The organism is Prosthecobacter gellanilyticus, from assembly GCF_007992435.1.
Taxonomy (GTDB): Bacteria; Verrucomicrobiota; Verrucomicrobiia; order Verrucomicrobiales; family Verrucomicrobiaceae; genus Prosthecobacter; species Prosthecobacter gellanilyticus.
The window spans coordinates 57,692-76,977 of the sequence record NZ_BKAG01000026.1 but is presented as its reverse complement, the minus strand read 5'-3'; the positions used below and the strand labels follow the sequence as shown (position 1 = coordinate 76,977).

The 19,286-nt window shown below is 59.6% G+C and carries 16 protein-coding genes; 11 read left to right on the top strand and 5 right to left on the bottom strand.

Annotated features, from left to right (window positions below; translation table 11 throughout):
- Positions 1-5 precede the first annotated feature (5 nt).
- Together BGE01nite_RS17340 and cyoE are read left to right on the top strand one after the other, a co-directional pair.
- Complete coding sequence (locus tag BGE01nite_RS17340) at positions 6-974, top strand: hypothetical protein (RefSeq protein ID WP_146851930.1); 969 nt, start codon at positions 6-8, stop codon at positions 972-974.
- 9 nt (positions 975-983) lie between these two features.
- Complete coding sequence (gene cyoE, locus BGE01nite_RS17335; protein WP_146851928.1) at positions 984-1,943, top strand: heme o synthase; 960 nt, start codon at positions 984-986, stop codon at positions 1,941-1,943.
- A 93-nt stretch (positions 1,944-2,036) separates the two neighbouring features.
- Here cyoE and ndk read toward each other — a convergent pair whose 3' ends face one another.
- Entirely contained in the window at positions 2,037-2,462 is a 426-nt protein-coding gene (ndk, locus tag BGE01nite_RS17330; protein ID WP_146851926.1) for a nucleoside-diphosphate kinase, read from the bottom strand.
- A gap of 200 nt (positions 2,463-2,662) precedes the next feature.
- Between ndk and BGE01nite_RS17325 the strand changes: the two genes are divergently transcribed.
- Together BGE01nite_RS17325 and BGE01nite_RS17320 are read left to right on the top strand one after the other, a co-directional pair.
- The gene (locus BGE01nite_RS17325; protein WP_146851924.1) at positions 2,663-3,997 is read left to right on the top strand and encodes a hypothetical protein; all 1,335 of its coding nucleotides are present in this window, start codon (positions 2,663-2,665) and stop codon (positions 3,995-3,997) included.
- 192 nt (positions 3,998-4,189) lie between these two features.
- Positions 4,190-5,815: a sialate O-acetylesterase gene (locus tag BGE01nite_RS17320; RefSeq protein WP_146851922.1), complete on the top strand. Its 1,626-nt coding sequence runs from the start codon at positions 4,190-4,192 to the stop codon at positions 5,813-5,815.
- A gap of 693 nt (positions 5,816-6,508) precedes the next feature.
- On the opposite strand, the gene BGE01nite_RS17315 is transcribed toward BGE01nite_RS17320, so the two are convergent.
- Both BGE01nite_RS17315 and BGE01nite_RS17310 read right to left on the bottom strand, forming a co-directional pair.
- Positions 6,509-6,790, bottom strand: coding sequence for a hypothetical protein (locus BGE01nite_RS17315; RefSeq protein ID WP_146851920.1), 282 nt, complete (start codon positions 6,788-6,790; stop codon positions 6,509-6,511).
- A 118-nt stretch (positions 6,791-6,908) separates the two neighbouring features.
- Positions 6,909-7,580, bottom strand: a complete 672-nt coding sequence (locus BGE01nite_RS17310; RefSeq protein WP_146851918.1) for a hypothetical protein — start codon at positions 7,578-7,580, stop codon at positions 6,909-6,911.
- Positions 7,581-8,094: 514 nt separating this feature from the next.
- Here BGE01nite_RS17310 and BGE01nite_RS17305 point away from each other — a divergent pair.
- Entirely contained in the window at positions 8,095-10,260 is a 2,166-nt protein-coding gene (locus BGE01nite_RS17305) for a DUF1549 domain-containing protein (RefSeq protein WP_170266858.1), read from the top strand.
- Positions 10,261-10,331: 71 nt separating this feature from the next.
- Complete coding sequence (locus BGE01nite_RS17300; protein ID WP_170266857.1) at positions 10,332-11,435, top strand: MGDG synthase family glycosyltransferase; 1,104 nt, start codon at positions 10,332-10,334, stop codon at positions 11,433-11,435.
- Positions 11,436-11,478: 43 nt separating this feature from the next.
- Here BGE01nite_RS17300 and BGE01nite_RS17295 read toward each other — a convergent pair whose 3' ends face one another.
- Positions 11,479-12,135, bottom strand: coding sequence for a hypothetical protein (locus BGE01nite_RS17295; protein WP_146851912.1), 657 nt, complete (start codon positions 12,133-12,135; stop codon positions 11,479-11,481).
- 57 nt (positions 12,136-12,192) lie between these two features.
- Between BGE01nite_RS17295 and BGE01nite_RS17290 the strand changes: the two genes are divergently transcribed.
- On the top strand, positions 12,193-12,636 hold the full coding sequence (locus BGE01nite_RS17290; protein WP_146851910.1) for a GAF domain-containing protein: 444 nt from the start codon (positions 12,193-12,195) through the stop codon (positions 12,634-12,636).
- Positions 12,637-12,741: 105 nt separating this feature from the next.
- Here BGE01nite_RS17290 and BGE01nite_RS17285 read toward each other — a convergent pair whose 3' ends face one another.
- Complete coding sequence (locus tag BGE01nite_RS17285; RefSeq protein ID WP_174770052.1) at positions 12,742-12,942, bottom strand: hypothetical protein; 201 nt, start codon at positions 12,940-12,942, stop codon at positions 12,742-12,744.
- 281 nt (positions 12,943-13,223) lie between these two features.
- Here BGE01nite_RS17285 and hflK point away from each other — a divergent pair, with 281 nt between their 5' ends.
- The 4 genes from hflK to BGE01nite_RS17265 all read left to right on the top strand — a co-directional run bounded on the left by hflK (position 13,224) and on the right by BGE01nite_RS17265 (position 19,282).
- Positions 13,224-14,231: an FtsH protease activity modulator HflK gene (gene hflK, locus BGE01nite_RS17280; protein ID WP_218033020.1), complete on the top strand. Its 1,008-nt coding sequence runs from the start codon at positions 13,224-13,226 to the stop codon at positions 14,229-14,231.
- Positions 14,228-15,286: a protease modulator HflC gene (gene hflC / locus BGE01nite_RS17275; RefSeq protein ID WP_146851906.1), complete on the top strand. Its 1,059-nt coding sequence runs from the start codon at positions 14,228-14,230 to the stop codon at positions 15,284-15,286. The genes hflK and hflC overlap by 4 nt, the downstream gene beginning before the upstream one ends.
- A 190-nt stretch (positions 15,287-15,476) precedes the next feature.
- Positions 15,477-16,106: a hypothetical protein gene (locus BGE01nite_RS17270; RefSeq protein ID WP_146851904.1), complete on the top strand. Its 630-nt coding sequence runs from the start codon at positions 15,477-15,479 to the stop codon at positions 16,104-16,106.
- Complete coding sequence (locus BGE01nite_RS17265; RefSeq protein ID WP_146851902.1) at positions 16,103-19,282, top strand: M64 family metallopeptidase; 3,180 nt, start codon at positions 16,103-16,105, stop codon at positions 19,280-19,282. The genes BGE01nite_RS17270 and BGE01nite_RS17265 overlap by 4 nt, the downstream gene beginning before the upstream one ends.
- The last annotated feature ends 4 nt before the right edge of the window (positions 19,283-19,286 follow it).

Below are 19,286 nucleotides of genomic sequence, written 5' to 3'. Positions count from 1 at the left end.
AAGCGATGTCTGACGAAGCCTCCGCCGATGCCACGAATCGATCTCCTGCGGGAGATTACGTGCGGCATCCGCTGCTCGCTTTCGTGCGTCCCAGCATCCTCACCTTGGCCGCCAGCTTCGTGGCGTTGCAACTGCCGAATCTAGTGCCGGAACATCTCCGCGTGTTTCTGCATGTCGGCATCGGTGTGCTCATCGCAGGCATGTATTTCTGGCAGTTCGCCAGGTATCGCCCGAGCTTCATGGAAGCCGCTGGCATCCTGCTTATCAGCGTCGGTTTTGTGTATGTCGTGAGCAAAGCTGCGCTCATCTCCGCGATGTGGATCCTTCTTCTCTCGCTGGCCTGGCTGGTCATGACCTGGATCGCACGTCGCTGGCCGCTGCTGCGTGGGCTCACCACCATCGCTCTCTTCATGTTCGTGGTGCAGGTGGCCTTCCACAGCCCGAACGCAGCGAAGCTGCTGGATGCGCACGGCTGGCTGCTCAGCACCCTGGATCTCGTTTCCTTGTGCCTGCTCACGCTCATCGCCTTCGCCAGTTCACGCACCTGGCATGAGGAGCACCTGCGGCTCCCCGGAAGCGTCCAGGTTTCCGCGCGTGTCTGGATCACCGTGCTCCTTCTGGCTGCGCTGGCCCAGCTCCTCGTCAGTGCAGGCGGCTACTCCTTCTGGGCATCAGCGGCTCTTGCCTTGGTTCTCTTCATCGCCTGGAAAAGCCGCCTCTGGTTCTGGCAGGTGCCGCGTCTCCGCTGGTTGCCGCCGGCGCTGATGGTCATGTCCATGAATCAGATCGCCCTCGGTCTTTTCCTCTTCCTGGGCAAGAGCACCCTCATCTGGGGACCCTTCGTGCACGCACTGAACAGCTTGGCCATCTTCGGCCTGAGTTTTCTCGCCGCTGCGAGCATCTGGGCCGCCACCAGCGGCCTCGGATTGCAAGGTCCGCAACTCACCGCTGGCAAAAGCCTCTCTGCCGACTAGCGGTGACTCATGTCAGACAACGTCACGCAGCCAGAAGAAAGCAAAATCACGGGCAAGCAGGAGGCCGATGGAGCCTTCACGCTGCGTGATCTGCTGGCGCTGACCAAATTCCGCCTCAGCGCCCTCGTCATCGTCACCACCTTTGTCGCCTTCTGGCTGCGCGCCGGCACAAAGATGGACATCTGGCTGCTGGTCCACACTATCATCGGCAGCACGCTGGCCGCCTTTGGCAGTGCCGTCTTCAACCAGCTCATGGAGATCGAGCCCGACTCCCGCATGAAGCGTACTGCGGACCGGCCCCTTCCCGCCGGGCGCATCAGTCCGAGCGCGGCCTTCGGCATCGGCTGGTTGCTCAGCGCGCTGGGTCTGATCCATCTCGTGCATCGCGTCAATGCGGAGTCCGCCGCGCTCACGGCCATGACATTGGCCACCTATCTTTTCATCTACACACCGCTGAAGCGCCAGTCCACGGTCAACACCCTCGTCGGCGCAGTTTCCGGTGCTCTGCCACCACTCATCGGCTGGGTCGGTGCTGCTGGACCTTCCCCGATCAACGGTTCTTACTTCCGCTGGGATCTGCTGGTGGAGCCGGGTGCCATCTATCTCTTCGCGCTGCTCTTCCTCTGGCAGCTTCCACACTTCCTCGCCATCAACTGGATGTATCGCGACGAATACGTGCGCGGCGGCTTTGTGATGCTGGCCAACGATGACGAGCAAGGCGCTCGCACCTCGCGTCATGCCCTGGCCTGGTCCATCGCCATGCTGCTGCTCATGTTCCAGCCCGTGATCTATGGTCTCGTGAAGACCTGGCTCTTCCTGCCGCCATCCTTGTTGTTAAACCTCTGGCTCTGCCAGCGCGCTGTCGCTTTCCAAAAGAACCCCGACCGCGCCAGCGCCCGTCGTTTGTTCTTTGGCACGCTCATCTATCTGCCCGTCATCCTCGCGCTCAGCATGCTGACGTGGAAGTGAGATGACCTTTCCAGCGGGCACTCCGTGAAAAGCAAAGGGCCACAGAGTTCATCACTCTGCGGCCCTTTTAAATACTTACTGACTAGATCAAACTCAGTAGCTGAAGATCTCGCCGTCCTTGAAGAAGCGCTTCAGCTCGATCGCTGCAGCTTCCGGGGAGTCAGAGGCGTGGACCACGTTGGTCATCTTGTCGTCGCCGAAGTCACCACGGATGGTGCCCTTGGGAGCGGCCTTGGAATCGGTCGGGCCGAGCAGGTCACGCACATGGGCGATGACGTTTTCGCCGCCGAGAGCGACCGCGATGACGGGCTTGCTCTTCATGAAGTCAGCCACGGTTGGGAAGAAGGGTTTGTCGGCGATGTGCGCGTAGTGGTCCTTCAGGACTTCGTCGGTGAGCTGGATCATCTTGATGCCGCGGACACGGAAGCCTTCCGCCTCCAGGCGGCGCAGGACCTCGCCATTCAGACCTTTTTCGACGCAGTCAGGTTTCAGCAGCAGGAGGGAGGTTTCTTGGGCCATGGTCAGTTTTGGGGGGTGGAAAATGGGGCGCGAAAGCTGGCGGCTCTCCCCAGGGAAGTCAAGGGGTTCGCGCAGGAGTGCCCGCCCTGGGTCATTTGTGCCCCATCGCCGACTCGGGGCAGAATCACTCGAAGGTGCCATAGCTCAACCTTTGCACATCAGGGCAGGACATGTGTATAACCGATAGACACATCTCTCCCATGGACCGCTTGCTGCACCTCTTCCGCGAATACCCGGCCGTCGCAGGCGTGGCATTCTTCATCCTCATCTCGCTCATCCTGATCTCGGCCTTCGCCTCCATGATGACGAAGGCCGGTGTCTCGCTGAAGCCCATCATCTTCGTCTTTGGCTTCATCGCCATCGTCGGCGTGCCGCAGGGCGTCGTGCACTTGCTGGATGCCTTCGCGCACTACCGCGCTAGCAAACAAGTAGCTCCAGCACCCGCACCCTCGGCTGAAAAGCCTCAATCCTCCGCGCCAGCCGCGTCCCCCGTGCCCTGGGAAAAAGTCTTCGGCCCCGATGTGGATCCGCATCTCATCGTCGATGCCAAGATCGGCCTCAAAGACATCGTCAACGAGGCCGAGGAAGCCCAAGTCGCCTTCAAGGCCAATGGCGAGACCACCCTCGTCGCTCGCTTTGCCTCATCCGAAGCCGCACGCCAGGGCCTGGAGCGCTACCGCGACTTCTTCAAGCTCACCCAAGAAGCCGGTGACGAAGTTAGCGGCCTCACCGGGAAGCGCTATCAAGGCGGCTCTGACTGGAGCCACGTGGTCGTTCAGTCTAACGAACTTTATGCCTGGACAGGCGCCACGCGTGAGATCGTCGAAGCCAAGCGCCTCAGTGCCCTGGGCACACCTGCAGATACGAGTGGTGGCGGCGGCAGCAACGGTAGCGGCATCTCCAAAAGAATGGTCTCTACACGCCTGGCGCAGAACGTGCCCGTGATGATCACCTTCATGGTCATCAACCTGATCCTCGCCGTCGGCTGGTTCTTCAAAGCCAGCGCCTGGGCTGCTCGCGTGCCTGCCGTGGCAGTCTCCCATCCTCTCGACGCCACAACGTTGCGCAGCCATCTCATGGCCATTGGCAGCGACTCCACACCCATGGAGGTCAAAAGCAATTCAGACGGCTCGCTGGAGGTCATGTGGCGCTATGCAGATGCGCGCTGGCTCTCCGTCATGAGCGCGCATCATTTGAAGCGCGCCCACAAGCTGGTCCTTTATTTCGACCCCGACGCGCGCATGGTGCGTGTGTGCGAATACTGGAGTGCGTTTGACGGTTCGGTCAGCCCCAACGGTGCCAATCTGGCCTGGAGAATGAATATGGGCATCCAGTTCTTCGCGGTCGAGCATGAGCGCGTCATCGGCGTGCAGCTTGACAAAGATGGCACACCTAGCGGCGAGTTGACCAAAGCCTGGACCTTCGATCTTCAGCAGCTCAAAGCCCCTTTCATCACCGCCATCACCGAGGCCGGATGGATGTGGCAGCCCCTGACCTGGCGGGCTCCAGCGGGCCTGCGCTGGCTAACTGAATGAGCTTCTCAAATGCGCAGCTCAGGACATCTGTGCCCTCTGTGTTACCTGCGGTTATAGTTCAGTGCTTCCCCGCACCCCGCCTGTCATGAATGCGAGTCAAATCCGACGATAATCCTTCGCCGCAGGCTGAATGGCGCTTGAGCCACCTTGCAAGAAAGGCAGTGTCGCCCTGTTTTTTGTTACCGCTCTTTCATGAAAGCCATCGCCAACCTGGGTCTACTGCTCGCACTCCTCTCCTCCACGGCCCTGGCCGATGTGAAACTGCCCGCGCTCTTCAGTGATGGCCTCGTGTTTCAGCAGGGCAAGCCGCTCACCATCTGGGGCTGGGCCGCTGCTGACGAAGATGTGAGCGTGCGTTTTGCAGGACAGACTCAGGTCACGCGTGCAGATCTCGATGGCAAATGGCGTGTCACCTTGGACGCCATCCCCGCGAATGCCGAGCCGCAGGAGATGACCATCGCCGGCAAGAACACCGTCACGTTGAAGAATCTTTTGGTCGGCGAGGTGTGGATCTGCTCCGGCCAGTCCAACATGCAGTGGATGGTCAGCCAAGCCGCGAATGCGCAGCAGGAGATTGCCGGGGCGAACTTCCCGCAGATCCGCATGTTCAATGTCGAGCGTGTGACCTCCCAGACACCGCTGGATGATGTGAAGGGCTCCTGGAAAGAGGCGAATCCGCAAAACGTCGGTCAATTCTCCGCCGTGGGTTACTTCTTCGGCCGTCATCTGCATCAGGTGCTGAAAGTCCCCGTGGGCCTCATCAACACCTCCTGGGGCGGCACACGCATCGAGGCCTGGACCAGCCGCGAATCCCTGGAAGAGCGCCCCTGCGCCGCGCAGATGCTCAGTGACTGGGAAGGCGTGAAAAAGAACTGGGACGCTGCTGCCGAGAACACCAAGTTTGAAGCGGCTAAGACGGCTTGGCAGGCCGAGGTGAAGAAGATCAATGACGAGAATGCGAAGCTGCCCGCGGACAAAAAAGTGCGCGCACCTTCCGCACCGCGCCCGCCAGACGATCCCAACAAAACCCAGCATCATCCTGCGGTGCTTTTCAATGCCATGGTGGCCCCGCTCATCCCTTATTCCGTGCAGGGAGCCATCTGGTATCAAGGCGAGTCTAACCAAAAGCGCGCCTTCCAGTATCAGGAGCTTTTGCCTAACATGATCAATGACTGGCGCACCCGCTGGAACAGCGAGTTGAGCTTCTACATCGTCCAGCTCGCCAGCTTTGGAAACAGCCTGCCCATCACCAAGGATGCCGGTGTTCCGGATACCTGGGCCGAGCTTCAGGAAGCGCAGTATCTCACCACCATCACGCTGCCAAAAACCGGCCTCGCTGTGACGAATGACATCGGCGAGGAGAAGGACATCCATCCGAAGAACAAGCAGGAGGTCGGCCGTCGTCTCGCCCTCTGGGCACTGGCCAAGGACTACAACCGGCCTAACACCGTGTTCAGCGGCCCCATGTTCAAGAACTCCGTGATCGAGGGAAACAAGGTGCGCCTGCAGTTTGACCACATCGGCGGCGGTTTAAAAGTCCGCGGCGGTGGTGAGCTGAAGCACTTCCAGATCGCCGGCGAAGACCAGAAATGGGTCTGGGCCCAGGCCAAGATCGAAAACAACGAAGTCATCGTTTCCAGTGATGCCGTGGCCGCACCGGTGGGTGTCCGCTACGCCTGGGCCGCCTGGCCTGAAGGCGCGAACCTCATCAACGCGGAAGGCCTCCCTGCCACCAGCTTCCGTACCGATGAGTTCATCCCCAGCACCCTCGGCGTCGTCTCCCCCTACCAGGAAGTCATGAAGGCCCAGGCGCGGTAATTGCCGGCATGTAGCCGCACTCGCCAGAGTGCGGAAAAGGTGCGGCAAGCAGAGCCATTGCGCCACGCATCTCTGCAAAGCCCGTGTCCCTGTACGCCATGAAACTCGCGGTAGCGTCCTGGAGTGCGCCGGCCCTCCGACGCTCTCGAAGGCCTAACGAAAAGCTTCGCGCAACAAGTGTCCGAATCTCAATCGAGATCCATCAGCTCATCTTGATACGAAACCACGCAAAGCCACTCCACAAAGCCGTGGGGCAAGAAGCTCAGAAAATGTTTCTACCTTAATCTTTCTACAAAACCCTCAATCTGCCCAAGCCCCCATCAACCCCCATCCGTGAACAAGCACAACGCGGATGGAAACTGACTTCGAACCTGGATGATTGTGAGCCTTGTCTTCGTCTCATCGAGACACCGCGCACACGCAAGAACGCAGGCATCTTGGTGGAACTCAAAGACCGGGCAGCGTGAAGAGAAAAATTCTTGAGTTGGTTAGGGGGTGGGTTTGGGTTTCAGAGAACTCGAAACAGCTCGCCGGAAAGAGCGAGCTCTTTATCACCACCTCAGTCCTGCGTACAAGCAATGACGCAGAAACTTCAGCGGGATCTCCGAGACTGGGCTTCCAGTTGAGGGACGTGGTTTCGAGAAAGAGGGAAAAGGACGGATGAGGCGGCGAATAAGAGCCCCTCAGCCAATCTCAAGCGTGCGCCACACGGCTCACAGCGGACCAGAAGCTGCTCAGCAGACCGCTCTTGCGGCTCACAGGCTGGGTTTCAGGGATGAAGCCAGCCATCACTGCAGCCCGGGGGGCGATCTCCAAAGCCTCGCCAAACGCAGGCATCGCATCCCAGCCGAAGGTGATTTCGCGCTCCTGAACGGGCGCATTGAAGACGGGCATCGCCTCCCAACCCAGCTTGGAAGGGGCAGCCTGAAACGCGGTGGAGGAGTTCAGCGTGAAGGAGGCGAGTTCAGTTTTCATCTTATGAGTGAGAGTGGAAGTTTCAGACCTGAGAGGCAATCAAATTTGAGTGGCTTGATTCTTTGTTTTGGTTATCAGAAGAGCGGTTTTAAACCTAAAAGAGTCGCATTTTTGAGAATTACAGGCCAAAAGGATGGCGTGGGAAGAAGCCAGCATAGCTGCGGCCCTTGGTGCGCCAGCGTGGGCCTTCGCCCACCTTGCCACCGCTCGTGTCCAGACGAAGACCGCAGATGGTCATGAAAACATGCTCACCAGGCTTCACCCAGATGGTGATGAAGCGGCCTTCACCCGCCTGGCCGTAGTTGGAGAAGCCGCCCGAAGTGAGAGGAGCCTTGAGCAGGCCGGCCTTGATCAGGGTGTAGGAAGCGGAGCTGGAGCAGTCATAAGCGCCATCTTCCACGCGGCCGTGGCCGGCACCGCGGATGTAGGGGCTGTCCTGAAGGGCGTTCGCAGCATTGATCAGATACTGGACCTGGGAGGGCAGGCTGGCGGAGCAGGCCACTTCGTTGCCGTCATAGCGGATCATGCTGTTCGCGGCGGCTGGGGCAGCGCTGCGGGCTGCAGGCGCCACTGGGCGGGCCACGGCCACCTGCTGGGCCTTGTAAGCGGCCATCTGCTGGTTGTAGACCGCCATCTGCTGCTGATAAACCGCCACCTGCTGCTGGTAAGCAGCCCACTGCTGCTGACGCATCGCGGCCACCTGCTGAGGGCTCTGGGCGCTAGCGGTCGAAGCCACGATCAGGAGGGCGGTCACGATCGTGAAGCGGAGGGCGGCGGCGATGTTTTTCATATTAGGGTTTTGCTTGTTATGAGATTTATAGCAAAAACTAGAATCGTCTCAATATAGAAATAATGGATTACTCTCTAAATTGTCAAAATAAGCATCAAATTTGATAAACCATAACGGGTGGCTAGACCGTTAAGTGTTCCAAAATGATGGCGTTAAACGCTCTATATCAGCGGATTAAGGGAGATATCGGCCCTGTTGGCATCTGCTCTTGGCTGATTCAAAATTGTTTTCTACAATTATGATAATGTGGAATCAGGCGGTGAGAATAGGTTCAAAACCCCACATGAAGCCTTCAAAAATGAGCAAATCTCAAATTCGGCCCGGCTACCATCCCATCCGCCTCATCAGACCTAGATGACCCAGTGGCCCCCTTTGGCTGAATCCCCAGCACCGATTCCGCCAACGACCCCCAATGAGACCCAGCCCCAGCCAGCCCTGGAATTTTTGTCCCTTTTCAAAAATCCACCCGGCCCCTCGCTATAAAACCGTCCTCTGGGAGCGTTTGCCTGCCATCATGAGGTTTCTCCTTCTCTCACTTGCCTGCTCCGGAGTGCTCACCGTCCAGGCCGATGAAGCTTCCCGCCGGATTGATGCCTTGCTCGCCGAAGACTGGCAGAAAAACCAGCTCACCGCCAATGCGCCATCCAATGATGAGACCTTCGTCCGCCGCGCGCATTTGGACATCATCGGCCGCATCCCGACCCTGCAGGAGACCCAGGCCTTCCTGAGCAGCCAGGAGAAAGACAAGCGCGCGAAATTGATCGACCAGCTCCTGGCCAGCGATGGCTACGCGCAGCACATGTTCCACTTCTGGGCGGATATCCTGCGCGTGCAGTCGCGTGCCAACGGAGGGCAGGGGGAGATGACCTCCAAGCCCTATCTGGAGCACGTGAAGAAGCGCATCCGCGAAAACCTGCCCTATGACGTCTTCGTCCGCGAGCTGCTCACCGCCCAGGGCAAGGTGTGGGACAACCCCGCCATCGGCTACTACATGCGTGACCTCGGCATGCCGCTAGAGAATCTGGCGAACACCACCCGCGTCTTCCTCGGCACCCGCATCGAGTGTGCGCAGTGCCATAACCATCCGTTCGACAAATGGACCCAGATGCAGTTCTACCAGATGGCGGCCTTCACCTACCCGCTGGAGACCAACTTCACCGGCGTCGCTGAAAAAGGCCCGCTCATGGACCTAAAGCGTGCGGAGGACAAAAAGCCCCGCAGTGCCAGCTCACGTCACATCGGCCGCGTGTTTGAGAACCTCGGAGACTTCGTGCGCTACAGCAAAGTGCAGGCCCTGCCCACACGCGTGCTGAAGCTGCCGCACGACTATCAGTATGATGACGCGAAGCCGAAGTCAGCCGTCTCCTCTGCCACCATGCTCGGCACCTCCGTGAAAGGCGGTGATGTGAAGGCCTTCGCCGAATGGATGACCTCACCGGAGAATCCTCGGTTCACGAAAGTCATCGCCAACCGCCTGTGGAAGAAAGTCTTCGGCCTCGGCCTGATCGAGCCCGTGGACGAGCTCATGGACAGCACCGTGCCCATGAACCCCGCGCTCATGCAGCATCTGGAGCAGCTCATGGTGGCCTCTCACTATGACATGAAGGCCTACCTGCGAGTGTTGTATAACACCCAGGCCTACCAAAATGAAGTGACGAAGACCGAGGTCATGCCAGGTGAGCTCTACCACTTCACCGGCCCCGTCCTGCGCCGCATGACCGCGGAGCAGATGTATGACTCCTTCGTCACTCTCATCCATCCCACACCGGATCTGCCACATCGACGTGGCATCGACTCCGAGATGGCGAAGAAAATGGTCTACCGTGGCAAGCTCAGTGATGCGCTGGACCTCATGACCCCGCAGGAGGTCTTTGACGGTTCCCTGAAGGCCTCCGAGGCTTATGAAGCCATCTCCGCACGCTCCAAGCCGCTGCGTGAGGCCTACACCGCTGCGGAGAAGGCCAAGGACAAGGCGCTGATGGAAAAGCTGAACCTCGAGATCCGCTCCACCGAGTTCGTCGCCCGCACCGGCATCCATGACCATGTCGTGGTGCCTGCTGTGGCCCGTCTTTATACCAAGAAGACCGGCAAGCCCTCGCCTCCGCCCATCCCGGTCACCACGCCGACTCTCGAAGAGCTGAAGAAGCCCGGTTACAACCGCGCCTACATTGAGGTGCCGGGTTATGACATCGACCAGGCCATCCCGCGTGAGGAAAAAGCCGCTGAGGATGCTCGCGATGCCGTCTTCATGGCAGAGTCAAAGAAGCTCGGTGTTTCCGACACGCAGTCCTACATCAAGGCCCGCCGTGCCCAGGCCCGCGACTGGCCGCGTGCGGCAGATGTGGACTCTCCCGCGCCTCGCGGCCACTATCTGCGTGAGTTTGGCCAGAGTGATCGTGACCTCATTGAGAATGCGAATGCCGATGCCTCCATGCCCCAGGCGCTCGTGCTCATGAACAGCGAGCTGTTTCAGAGCATCCTCAAACCAAACACCCAGCTCCGCATCAACCTCGACAAGGCCAAGTATCCCGAAGAGCAGCTTCAGGCGGCCTACCTGACCTTGCTCTCACGTCAGCCGACTGCGGCCGAGAAGGCAGCGTGGAGCAAATCCGGCCTCAACAGCGCCGAGGACCTCATCTTCGCGCTCATCAACACCCAGCAGTTCATCTTTGTCAGGTGAGCGCCGTTTCTCACACCACTCCCAGGCTTTTTTGATTGTGTTTCCTGGGATTCTTGGCAGCGATGGCGCGCGTGATTCTCGTTTTAACTGCTGGCTTTGGAGATGGACATAACACGGCTGCGGCCTCCGTGGCGGATGCCCTTCGCCGCGAGTCGCTGGGTGAGCAGGTGCTGGTGTCAGACCTTGTGTCCGAGGCTCAGCCCAGCATCTCCGGCATCCTGAAGTCCCTGTATCAGGTGGCCATCACGCATGTGCCTTCCGCCTGGAAATACCTCTACAAGAAGCTCGCCAAATCGGACCTCGATCCCGCGAAGAACGCCTGGATGCGCCCGCTGCTCACCTACCTGCGCCAGCAGCTTGAGACATTGCAGCCTCGCGTCATCGTCAGCACCTACCCGCTCTACGCAGGGCTCCTGTCATGCCTGCGTGAAGAGATGGCCGTGCCGCCCCTGGTCACGGTCATCACAGACTCCACCACCGTGCATCCCGTGTGGCTCATGGCCCCGAGTGATCTCTACTGCGTGGCGGATCTCGAGACAGATGACGTCATTGTGGAGATGGGCGTGAAGCGTGCGGAGACACGCATCACTGGCTTTCCGGTCAGCCTCCAGTTCATCGAGCCGTTGCCTGAGGGCGCCCTCAAGCCGGGCGTGCAGCGCATCCTCTACCTGCCTTCCACTCCGGCGAAGCATGTGGCCGCCACTTTGGCAGCTTTGAGGCCTTTGATTCAAAAAGGTGTTAGGCTCACCATCCCTGTCGGCAAGCACCGCTCGCGTCTCTATCACATCCTGCGTCACTATGAGGACTCGCTACCCGCAGGCTCTCTCGATATCATTGGTTGGACCAACCGCATCCCGGAGCTCCTGCGCACCCATGACGTGGTGATCTGCAAGGCCGGCGGCGCCATCCTGCATGAGGTCATGGCCGCGCGCACCATCCCCGTCATCGACTACGTCGTGCCTGGTCAGGAAGAGGGGAATGCCGACTACCTCCTCACCCGAAACTGCGCCCTCCGCTCCAAGACTCCCCAGGAAACCGGCGCTGCCGTTGCCCGCCTGCTGGAGAATGGCGGAAAGTTAGTTAGGCAGATGCGTGAAAACATGCTCCCCATCAGCGTCCCTGATGCCGCCATTCGCGTGGCTCATGAGGTGCTCGCAGTGAAGAAGACCCCATGATTCCTGAGTCAGGAATCATGAATCAAAAAATCAGAAATCCTCCTCACTTCTCCTTCTTCTGGAAGAGACGCTTGAAGAAGTTCGGCTTGGGCTTCTCCGGTTCCGGTGCCTTCACGGGAGCGGTTCCCAGGCCTGCATCAGCGCTCGGCACCATTTGCGGGGCAAAGCGGGCATCGGGATTGGCGGTGGCTGGCTGCGCGGGAGCGGCTCCGGGAGGTGTGCTCTGCTGGGTGAAGTCGATCGCCGCCGGCTTCACGGTCGGCATGTTGGCCACATTGAGGTTCACCACCTTCGGCTGCAGCGCTTTTCCATCGCTGCCATATTCATGCATCACGATCTGGAAGGCCTCTCCCTGCAGATTCATGAGACGGTCTTCCTTGCGGCGGCCCATCTCGTCATAGCTGCACTTCACCACCGCCACCAGATTGCCACGGCCGTCATAGACATTGCCCTGCAGCGGCTCGCCCTTCTCATTGAGGAGAAAGACCTTCTTCACCGTCGCCACACCTTCCGGAGTGTAGGTGGTCTCGGTCATTTCCCGGACCTCAGGATTGCTCACGGACTCCGTCCGGGACTTGTCCTTATGGTAAATCGTGCGGCCCACCACGCGCTGCTGGGCCTGCAGACCCGTGGCGAAGGCGAGGAAGAGTCCGCCAAGCACAAGGCGGGCGGTGCGCTTTTTTAGGGTGGAAAAGGTCATTTACGCGCCAGAATAACGTTTTGTCCGCCCGACTCCAACACGTTTGTTTTCCCCACCATGCCTTCTGAAATCCCCCCCCAGCCCACCGAGGCCGACTGGAACCGCTTTCTCTCGGAGGTTGCCACCGAGTTCGGCTGTACCACCGGCACCATCCACCGCCTCGACCCTGCGGACGGCCTGCTGAAGCTCGTCGCCGCCCAGGCCATCCCCCCGCAGCTCATTCCCGTCATCAGCACCATCCCCGTGGGCAAAGGCATCGCCGGAGCCGCCGCCGAGCGCCAGGAGCCCGTGGAGCTCTGCAATCTCCAGACGGACACCAGCGGCGTGGCCAAGCCCGGCGCCGCCCAGACCCAGGTCATGGGCAGCCTCGCCGTCCCCATGATGCAGGGCACCACCCTCCGTGGCACCCTCGGCATCGGCAAACTCGTCCCCTATGAGTTTACCTCCGAGGAAAAAGACAAGCTGATGAGCATCGCAAGTCAGGCTGCGGAGAAGCTTTGAAGAAAAGAGGGCCTACGGAATACACCGAACACGGAAAGGGTCCCAGAGGATTGGGTCCGTTTTCCGCGTATTCCGTGTGTTCCACAGGCTAAAATTCAAAATAAGTTAGGCCGCGTCATCGTCCCCGCCTTGCATCACGGCCATGAGGTTCTCGCGGTTCTCCAGAATGGAGATGTCCTTCAGCACATCTCCCTTCACCACCAGCACGTCCGCCAGCTTGCCAGGCTCCAGGCTGCTCAGTTCATGCGCGCGGCCCGACCGGAAGAGAGGGCAGGGCAGGGGAGAGGTGGAAAGACTTGGCGGCACATTCTTTCATCCTCACGAGCAAGGATTGTCTGGGAAGTTTGGCGAGCCGGAGGCTCGATGGCCGGTAGCCGGTCGGTGAAGCGAGGCTTGGCGAGCGAGAACCACCGGAAAACGAATCCCTCCGCGCAAGATCAGGCAGGCGTCCCGGAGGGATGCCGGAAGCTGGCGAATCCCCCTGGTCCTCATCTTGTCGATGCGAATGACGGCATGCTACCTCCGTGTCATCCCCTGACTTTGTCTTTGGACTTTCCAGAGGCCGCGATTAGCCTCCGCGCATGTCCGTGCGTGCTACTCTCCCGTTTCCCGAGCCTGGCAAGTTCCGGCTGAACCCCGTGAAGATCCTCTTTGGCGTCGTCGCCGTGGTTCTCGCCTTTGGATTGCTCTCCAGCTTCTACCAGGTCCCGATCAACTCCGAGGCCATCGTCCAGCGCTTCGGCAAGTTTCTCACCATCACCGAACCTGGCCTGCACTTCAAACTGCCCTGGGGCATTGACTCCGTCACGCTCGTGGAGACGAAGCGCCAGTTGAAGCTTGAGTTCGGTTACGGATCGCGCGGCGCGCAGAATGAATATCAATACAACAGCGACTTCGATGACATGGAGCAGGAGAAGAACATGGTCACCGGAGATCTGAACGCGGCCGTGGTGGAGTGGGTGGTGCAGTTCCACATCGCGGATGCCCGCGCTTATGTCTTCAACTTCCTGGAACCCCAGGCCACCCTGCGTGACCTCTCCGAGTCCGTCATGCGTGAGGTCGTGGGTGACCGCACCATTGACGAGGTGCTCACTGTTGGTCGTCAGGAGATGGAAGTGAAGGCGCTTGAGCGTCTGCAGACCATCGCCAGCGGGCTGAACATGGGCGTGCACATTGATCAAGTTCAGCTTGGCAATGTGAACCCTCCTGCCGAGGTGAAGTCCAGCTTTGAAGCCGTGAACAGCGCCCAGCAGCAGCGTGAGGCCGCCATCAACCAGGCCAACGGTGAGTACAACCGCGTCATCCCCGAGGCACGCGGCAAGGCCGAACAAAGTATCAGTCAAGCCGAGGGTTATGCCTCCGAGCGCAAAAACCGCGCCGAGGGTGATGCCAATCGCTTCAGCGCCATGCTGACGGAATACAAGAAGGCTCCCGCCGTCACCAAGAAGCGCATCTATCTCGAGACCCTCGGCGAGGTGCTGCCCACCGTGGTCGGCATCACCATCGTGGATGACAAGGTGCCTCAGTTCCTGCCCATGATGCACCTTCGTCAGGCCCAGCCTGCTGCTCAAACCCAAGCTCCCGCCACCCGATGAAAGCTGCCTCCTCATTTCTCATCCTCATCGCCGGTTTTGCCCTCTTCATCATCGGCAACGCCAGCCTTTATAGTGTGGGCGAGACCGAGCAAGTCATCATCACCCAGTTCGGCAAGCCCGTGGGAGACACCATCAAGGACGCCGGCCTGCACTTCAAGACACCCTTCATCCAGCACGTGAACCGTTTCGACAAGCGCGTGCTCGAGTGGGACGGCCCGCCCGTGAGCATGCCCACGCGTGACAAGCTCTACATCGTGGTGGACAGCTTTGCCCGCTGGCGCATCACTGATCCGCGTGTGTTCTTTGAGAACCTGCGTGACGAGCGCGGCGCGCAGTCCCGCCTCACAGACATCCTCGGCAGCGAGGCTCGCAATGTGATCGCGCGTCATGATTTCATCGAGGCCATCCGCACCACGAAGGATCGCAAGGTCGCTCGTGAAGTCACGGTTGGAGCCTCCATCGCGGATGCGCGCATCGGCACCATGCCGCCCATCACGCGTGGACGGGCTGAGCTGGAGAAGGAGGTCTTCGCCAACGCAGCGCCCAAGGTGAAAGGCTTCGGCATCGAGCTCATGGATCTGCGCTTCAAGCGCATCAACTACAGCCCGGCCGTCAGCCACGACATCTACCAGCGCATGGTGACCGAGCGCACGCAGATCGCCGAGCGCTTCAAGTCTGAAGGGGCAGGTGAAGCCGCCAAGATCCTCGGCCAGCGCGAGCGTGACTTGAAGCTGATCGAGTCTGAGGCCTATCGAAAAGTGCAGGAAATCGAGGGCGCTGCGGATGCGAGAGCCACCGAGATCTATGCCAAGGCCTATAACCAGACCGCCGAGGCCGCAGAGCTCTTCGAGTTCCTGAAAACCATGGAGGCTTATAAGAAGATCATCACGGCAGATACCAATCTCATCCTCAGCACGGACAGCAGCTTCCTCCGCTACCTGAAGTCCTCGGACGAACTTGCCGCTCCTCTCAGCCCCTCCGCAGGTGCCGCGAATGATCCCCTGAAAAACCTGCCCACCCTGCTAGACATGGTCAAACAGCCGTCTGGGAACTAGGAGGCGTTTGCGATAGTTGCCCGTGGCTTTTTGAGCTTGTGTCGTTTTGAAAAACGGATTGGAAAAACAGCTACAAACCACTGCCAGCGATCAGAAAAAACTGCAAACTGCACGATCAAGCCCGCCGCCACAAAAGCGCCTCCGTATTGCCTCTGGTGCGTAACCAGAAAGTGTGCTATCAAGATGGCTCATGAAGCGGCCAGTCTTCGTTTTAATGCTCTGCCTCCTGGCCGGTTTGCTGGCTTGGTGGGAGCTGCGTGATGACGGAGCACAGCTGGCAGCAGCTTCCGTTCAGAAGTCCGCACCTGATTCAGCCAAATCTGAAACGGACACCCCTGTTTCCGGTAAAGACAGGCAGATGGAACCTGCGAACGCCGCCCTCGCCCCGGCACCCGTCCCAGCCTCACCCGGGCCGAAGATCACCGCAGGAGAGGTGAAGGCAGGTCCGCGCTTCAAGCGTGCTTACATGCTGAGCATCGACAAAGGCGCCGTTTCCTTTCTGGAGTCCCAGGACATCGAGGGCGACTTTGCCACTGACCGTGAGCAACTCGATGGATCTCCCGGCATGCTGCGCTGCCGCCTCGTCTCAGCAACGGATGCCGTGCTGGCCGAGGAAGTGCTCCCCGCTCCCGACTACGTCTGCACCGTCCTGGATCACAATTCAAAACCACTGACCTTGAACCCGCAGCGGCCCGTCGTTTTCCAGGTCCGCCTGCCTCGTGTGAAGGGTGCCAGCCGTCTTAACATTTATCGCATCATCCAGCCCGGCGAGCAGCCTCTAGAAGGCCTCCTCGCTTCCATTCCTCTACCTTCGTCATGAAGCCCTTGCTTTACCTCCTTCTCGCCACTCTCTGTCTCGCCCCGGTGGCGCTGCACGCCCAGGTCAATGTCTCGAAACTGGTGGCGATTGAGGAAAACGGCCCCCGCAGCAAGCAGCTGAACTACGTCTATCTTTCCGATGGCTACACCCAGGCGCAGCTTGATGCGGGTCTGTTTGCCGCTGAGGTGCAGCGCGCTGTGGACTATCTTTTCACCCGCGAGCCGTGGACGCGCTACCGCAGGTTCTGCAATATCTACCGCATCGAAGTTCCCTCCAATCAGTCTGGCACGGACGGTGGCGAGAATGGTGGGGCGCGTGACACCTACTTCCAGTCCGGCTTCTCCCCCACCATTGACCGGCTGAACATTCTCACCGCCACCGGGGAGGCCAGGGCCTACTCCATCATGAACGCCTTTGTGCCTGAGTATGACGTCCCGGTGGTCATTGTGAATGATTCGACCTATGGCGGCAGCGGTGGTCCTATCGCCGTCGCTACAACGAACTACTGGGGCCCCCGCCTGGTCGAGCATGAGAGCGGTCACTCCTTTGCAGGCCTGGGTGACGAGTATCAGACACCGACTCCTGGTTACACTCAGTTCGAATGGCCGAACACCACCCAGCAGGCTGACATCTTAAAGGTCCGATGGAAAATCTGGGTGGAGCCGGGCACGCCTTCCAAGACCCCGGAGTTTGACCCGCTTTACATGGACAAAGTCGGTCATTTCGAAGGAGCCAACTACCACGACACCGGCCACTTCCGTGCGCATGACATCAGCATCATGGGCGTCATGGGGAGCGACAACATCGGCCAGGTGAACCGGGAGAGATTTGTGACGGGCATGTACACCAAGCTTTCGCTCGTCAATGACTTCGCGCCCACAGCGCTGATTCAAACTCATACAGAGCCCACCAATGTCACCTTCAGCGTCTCCCCCAAGAGTGTTTCGTCAGGGCCTCCGATCACCGTCGAATGGAAGCTCAATGGAGTCACCCTTCCTGGAGAGACAGGCAACACGCTTTCCAGAACAAACACCCAGGCGTTTGGCAATGGCAGCCACACACTCAAAGCCATCGTCCGGGATCCCACGGACTGGGTCAGGACGGACACGAAACCTCTCGTGAAGGAAATCACCTGGACCCTGAATCTCAGCAAACAACAGATGAGGCCTCCAGAGATCGCCACTCCTCTGCCTGCAACCTATGTTCTGCCAGTAGGCACCATGATCGCGCTGGATGCCACCGTCACTGCCGAGAGCGAGGGCCCCATCACCTACCAATGGTTGAAAAACAACGCCCCGTTCAAGCCTGACATCACCGACTACCGTCTTCCCATCGCGGCCATGTCCGTGGCAGATGCCGGTACCTACTCCGTGAAGATCAGCAATCCCCTCCACACCAAAGTTTATAGCTGCGTCGTTTCCGTGGTGGATCCGAATGTGCCGCGAGTGGTCGTGGGCAAGACCAAGACCGCCACGCTGGCCTTCGCCGCCTCCGCTAACATTCCAGCCGTATCCTGGAGGTTCCAAAACGCATCGGGCCCGGCACTCGCAAATGGAGCGGACTATGCCAATGCCACCACGAAGGCACTCCAGGTTAAGAGCGTCGATGTCGGTGACAGCGGGAACTACTTCTTCAGTGTCGGAAACTATGGTCCGTCTCCTGCCGTCGAGCTGCTCGTTGTGACTGGCAAGACCGACTACGCAGGCGCCACGCTGACACTGCCCGTAGGCAAGGTCGGTGCCTATTACAATGAGCCCTTCCCGCTTCCGAATGATCCGCTGAAAACGCCGAACTCCTTTGCTGGCATCCTTCCCGCCGGCTTGAAGATCGATGCGAAGACCGGGCGCATCACCGGCGTGCCCACCGTGGCATCCAAACAGGCCCTGGGTGATGAAGTCACCTTTACTGTCGGCAATGAGTTCGGCAAAATCCCCGTGAAGATCACTCTTCTCATCAGGCCTCTTCCCGCCGGAGGTGGTGGCGTCTTCGCCGGCCGCATCCTGCCAGGTTCGGATCTCGGCGGTCCCACCGGCGGACTCATTGAGTTCACCATCCTCAGCACGGGATCCTACAGTGGCAATGCCATGATCGGTGCCGAGAAGATTCCATTCAAAAACAACGTGGTGGTCCTCAATGCTGATGCCCAATCTGCCACGGGCATTCTCACCCTGAAACCGAAGCATGCGCCGGGCGGAGTCAATGTGGCCTTCACTCTCCATGATGGCGGTGATCAAGATCCGATGACCGCCACCATTTCGGCCGTCAATTCACAGTTTACCGCCTGGCGTAACAAATGGCTGCCGCCTGAAAATGTGGACACCTTCAAAGGCTACCACACCTTTGCCTTCACCGTCCCTGAAGGCTCGAATGTCGCTGTGCCGAAGGGCAATGGCTTCGGCTCCGTCACCATTGATGCGAATGGCAAGAGCGTCGTCGCTGGCAAGCTCGCAGATGGCGAGAGCTTCACCACCAGTTCGCTCGTCAGTCCTGGGGGCAGTGTGCTTGTCTACCAAAGCCTCTATGCCACGGCCACCAAAGGCAGCCTGTGCGCCGTGCTCGACCTTGATCCAGCTTCTGAAGCAGGCCCCGTCTCTTTCGGCGACGACACGGACGTGAGCTGGCTTCGTCCTGCTGACACCCGCCCGGTTTCCGTAGGCCGTCTCTATCGAGATGGCTTCCTCATCCAGGACATCAAGGCGGACGGCGGACTCTACACGCCGCCCGTGAAGCCGGGCATCCTGATGGCTCTGAATGCCGCCACCGGCACTCCGCTCGTCAATGCCTCCCTCAGCTTCGCGGATCTTCTGGGAGGTGATCCCCTGGCGGTGAATGCCAATGTCGGTCTCGAGATCAAGACGGTCGCCGTTGCCAAGGTGACCACCGCCAATCCCAAGGTCGTCACCTTCACGGCCACACCGGCAGACGGTCGTTTCAAAGGTAGTTATACCACCAAGGACAATGATCCGCGCCCGCCGCTGGCGCCGAACAAGCCCCGCCCGCAGATCTCCCGCAAGGTGGACTACCAGGGCATCATCATCAACCAGGACGGCACCCTCATCGGCCTCGGCTATTTCCTCCGCGACTCCCTGCCCAAGGCGGACAATAGCGACACTCCCACGACCAGCTCGAAATACTCCGGGGACCTGAAGCTGGAGCGTGTCGATCCGGGCTCCTGAGACT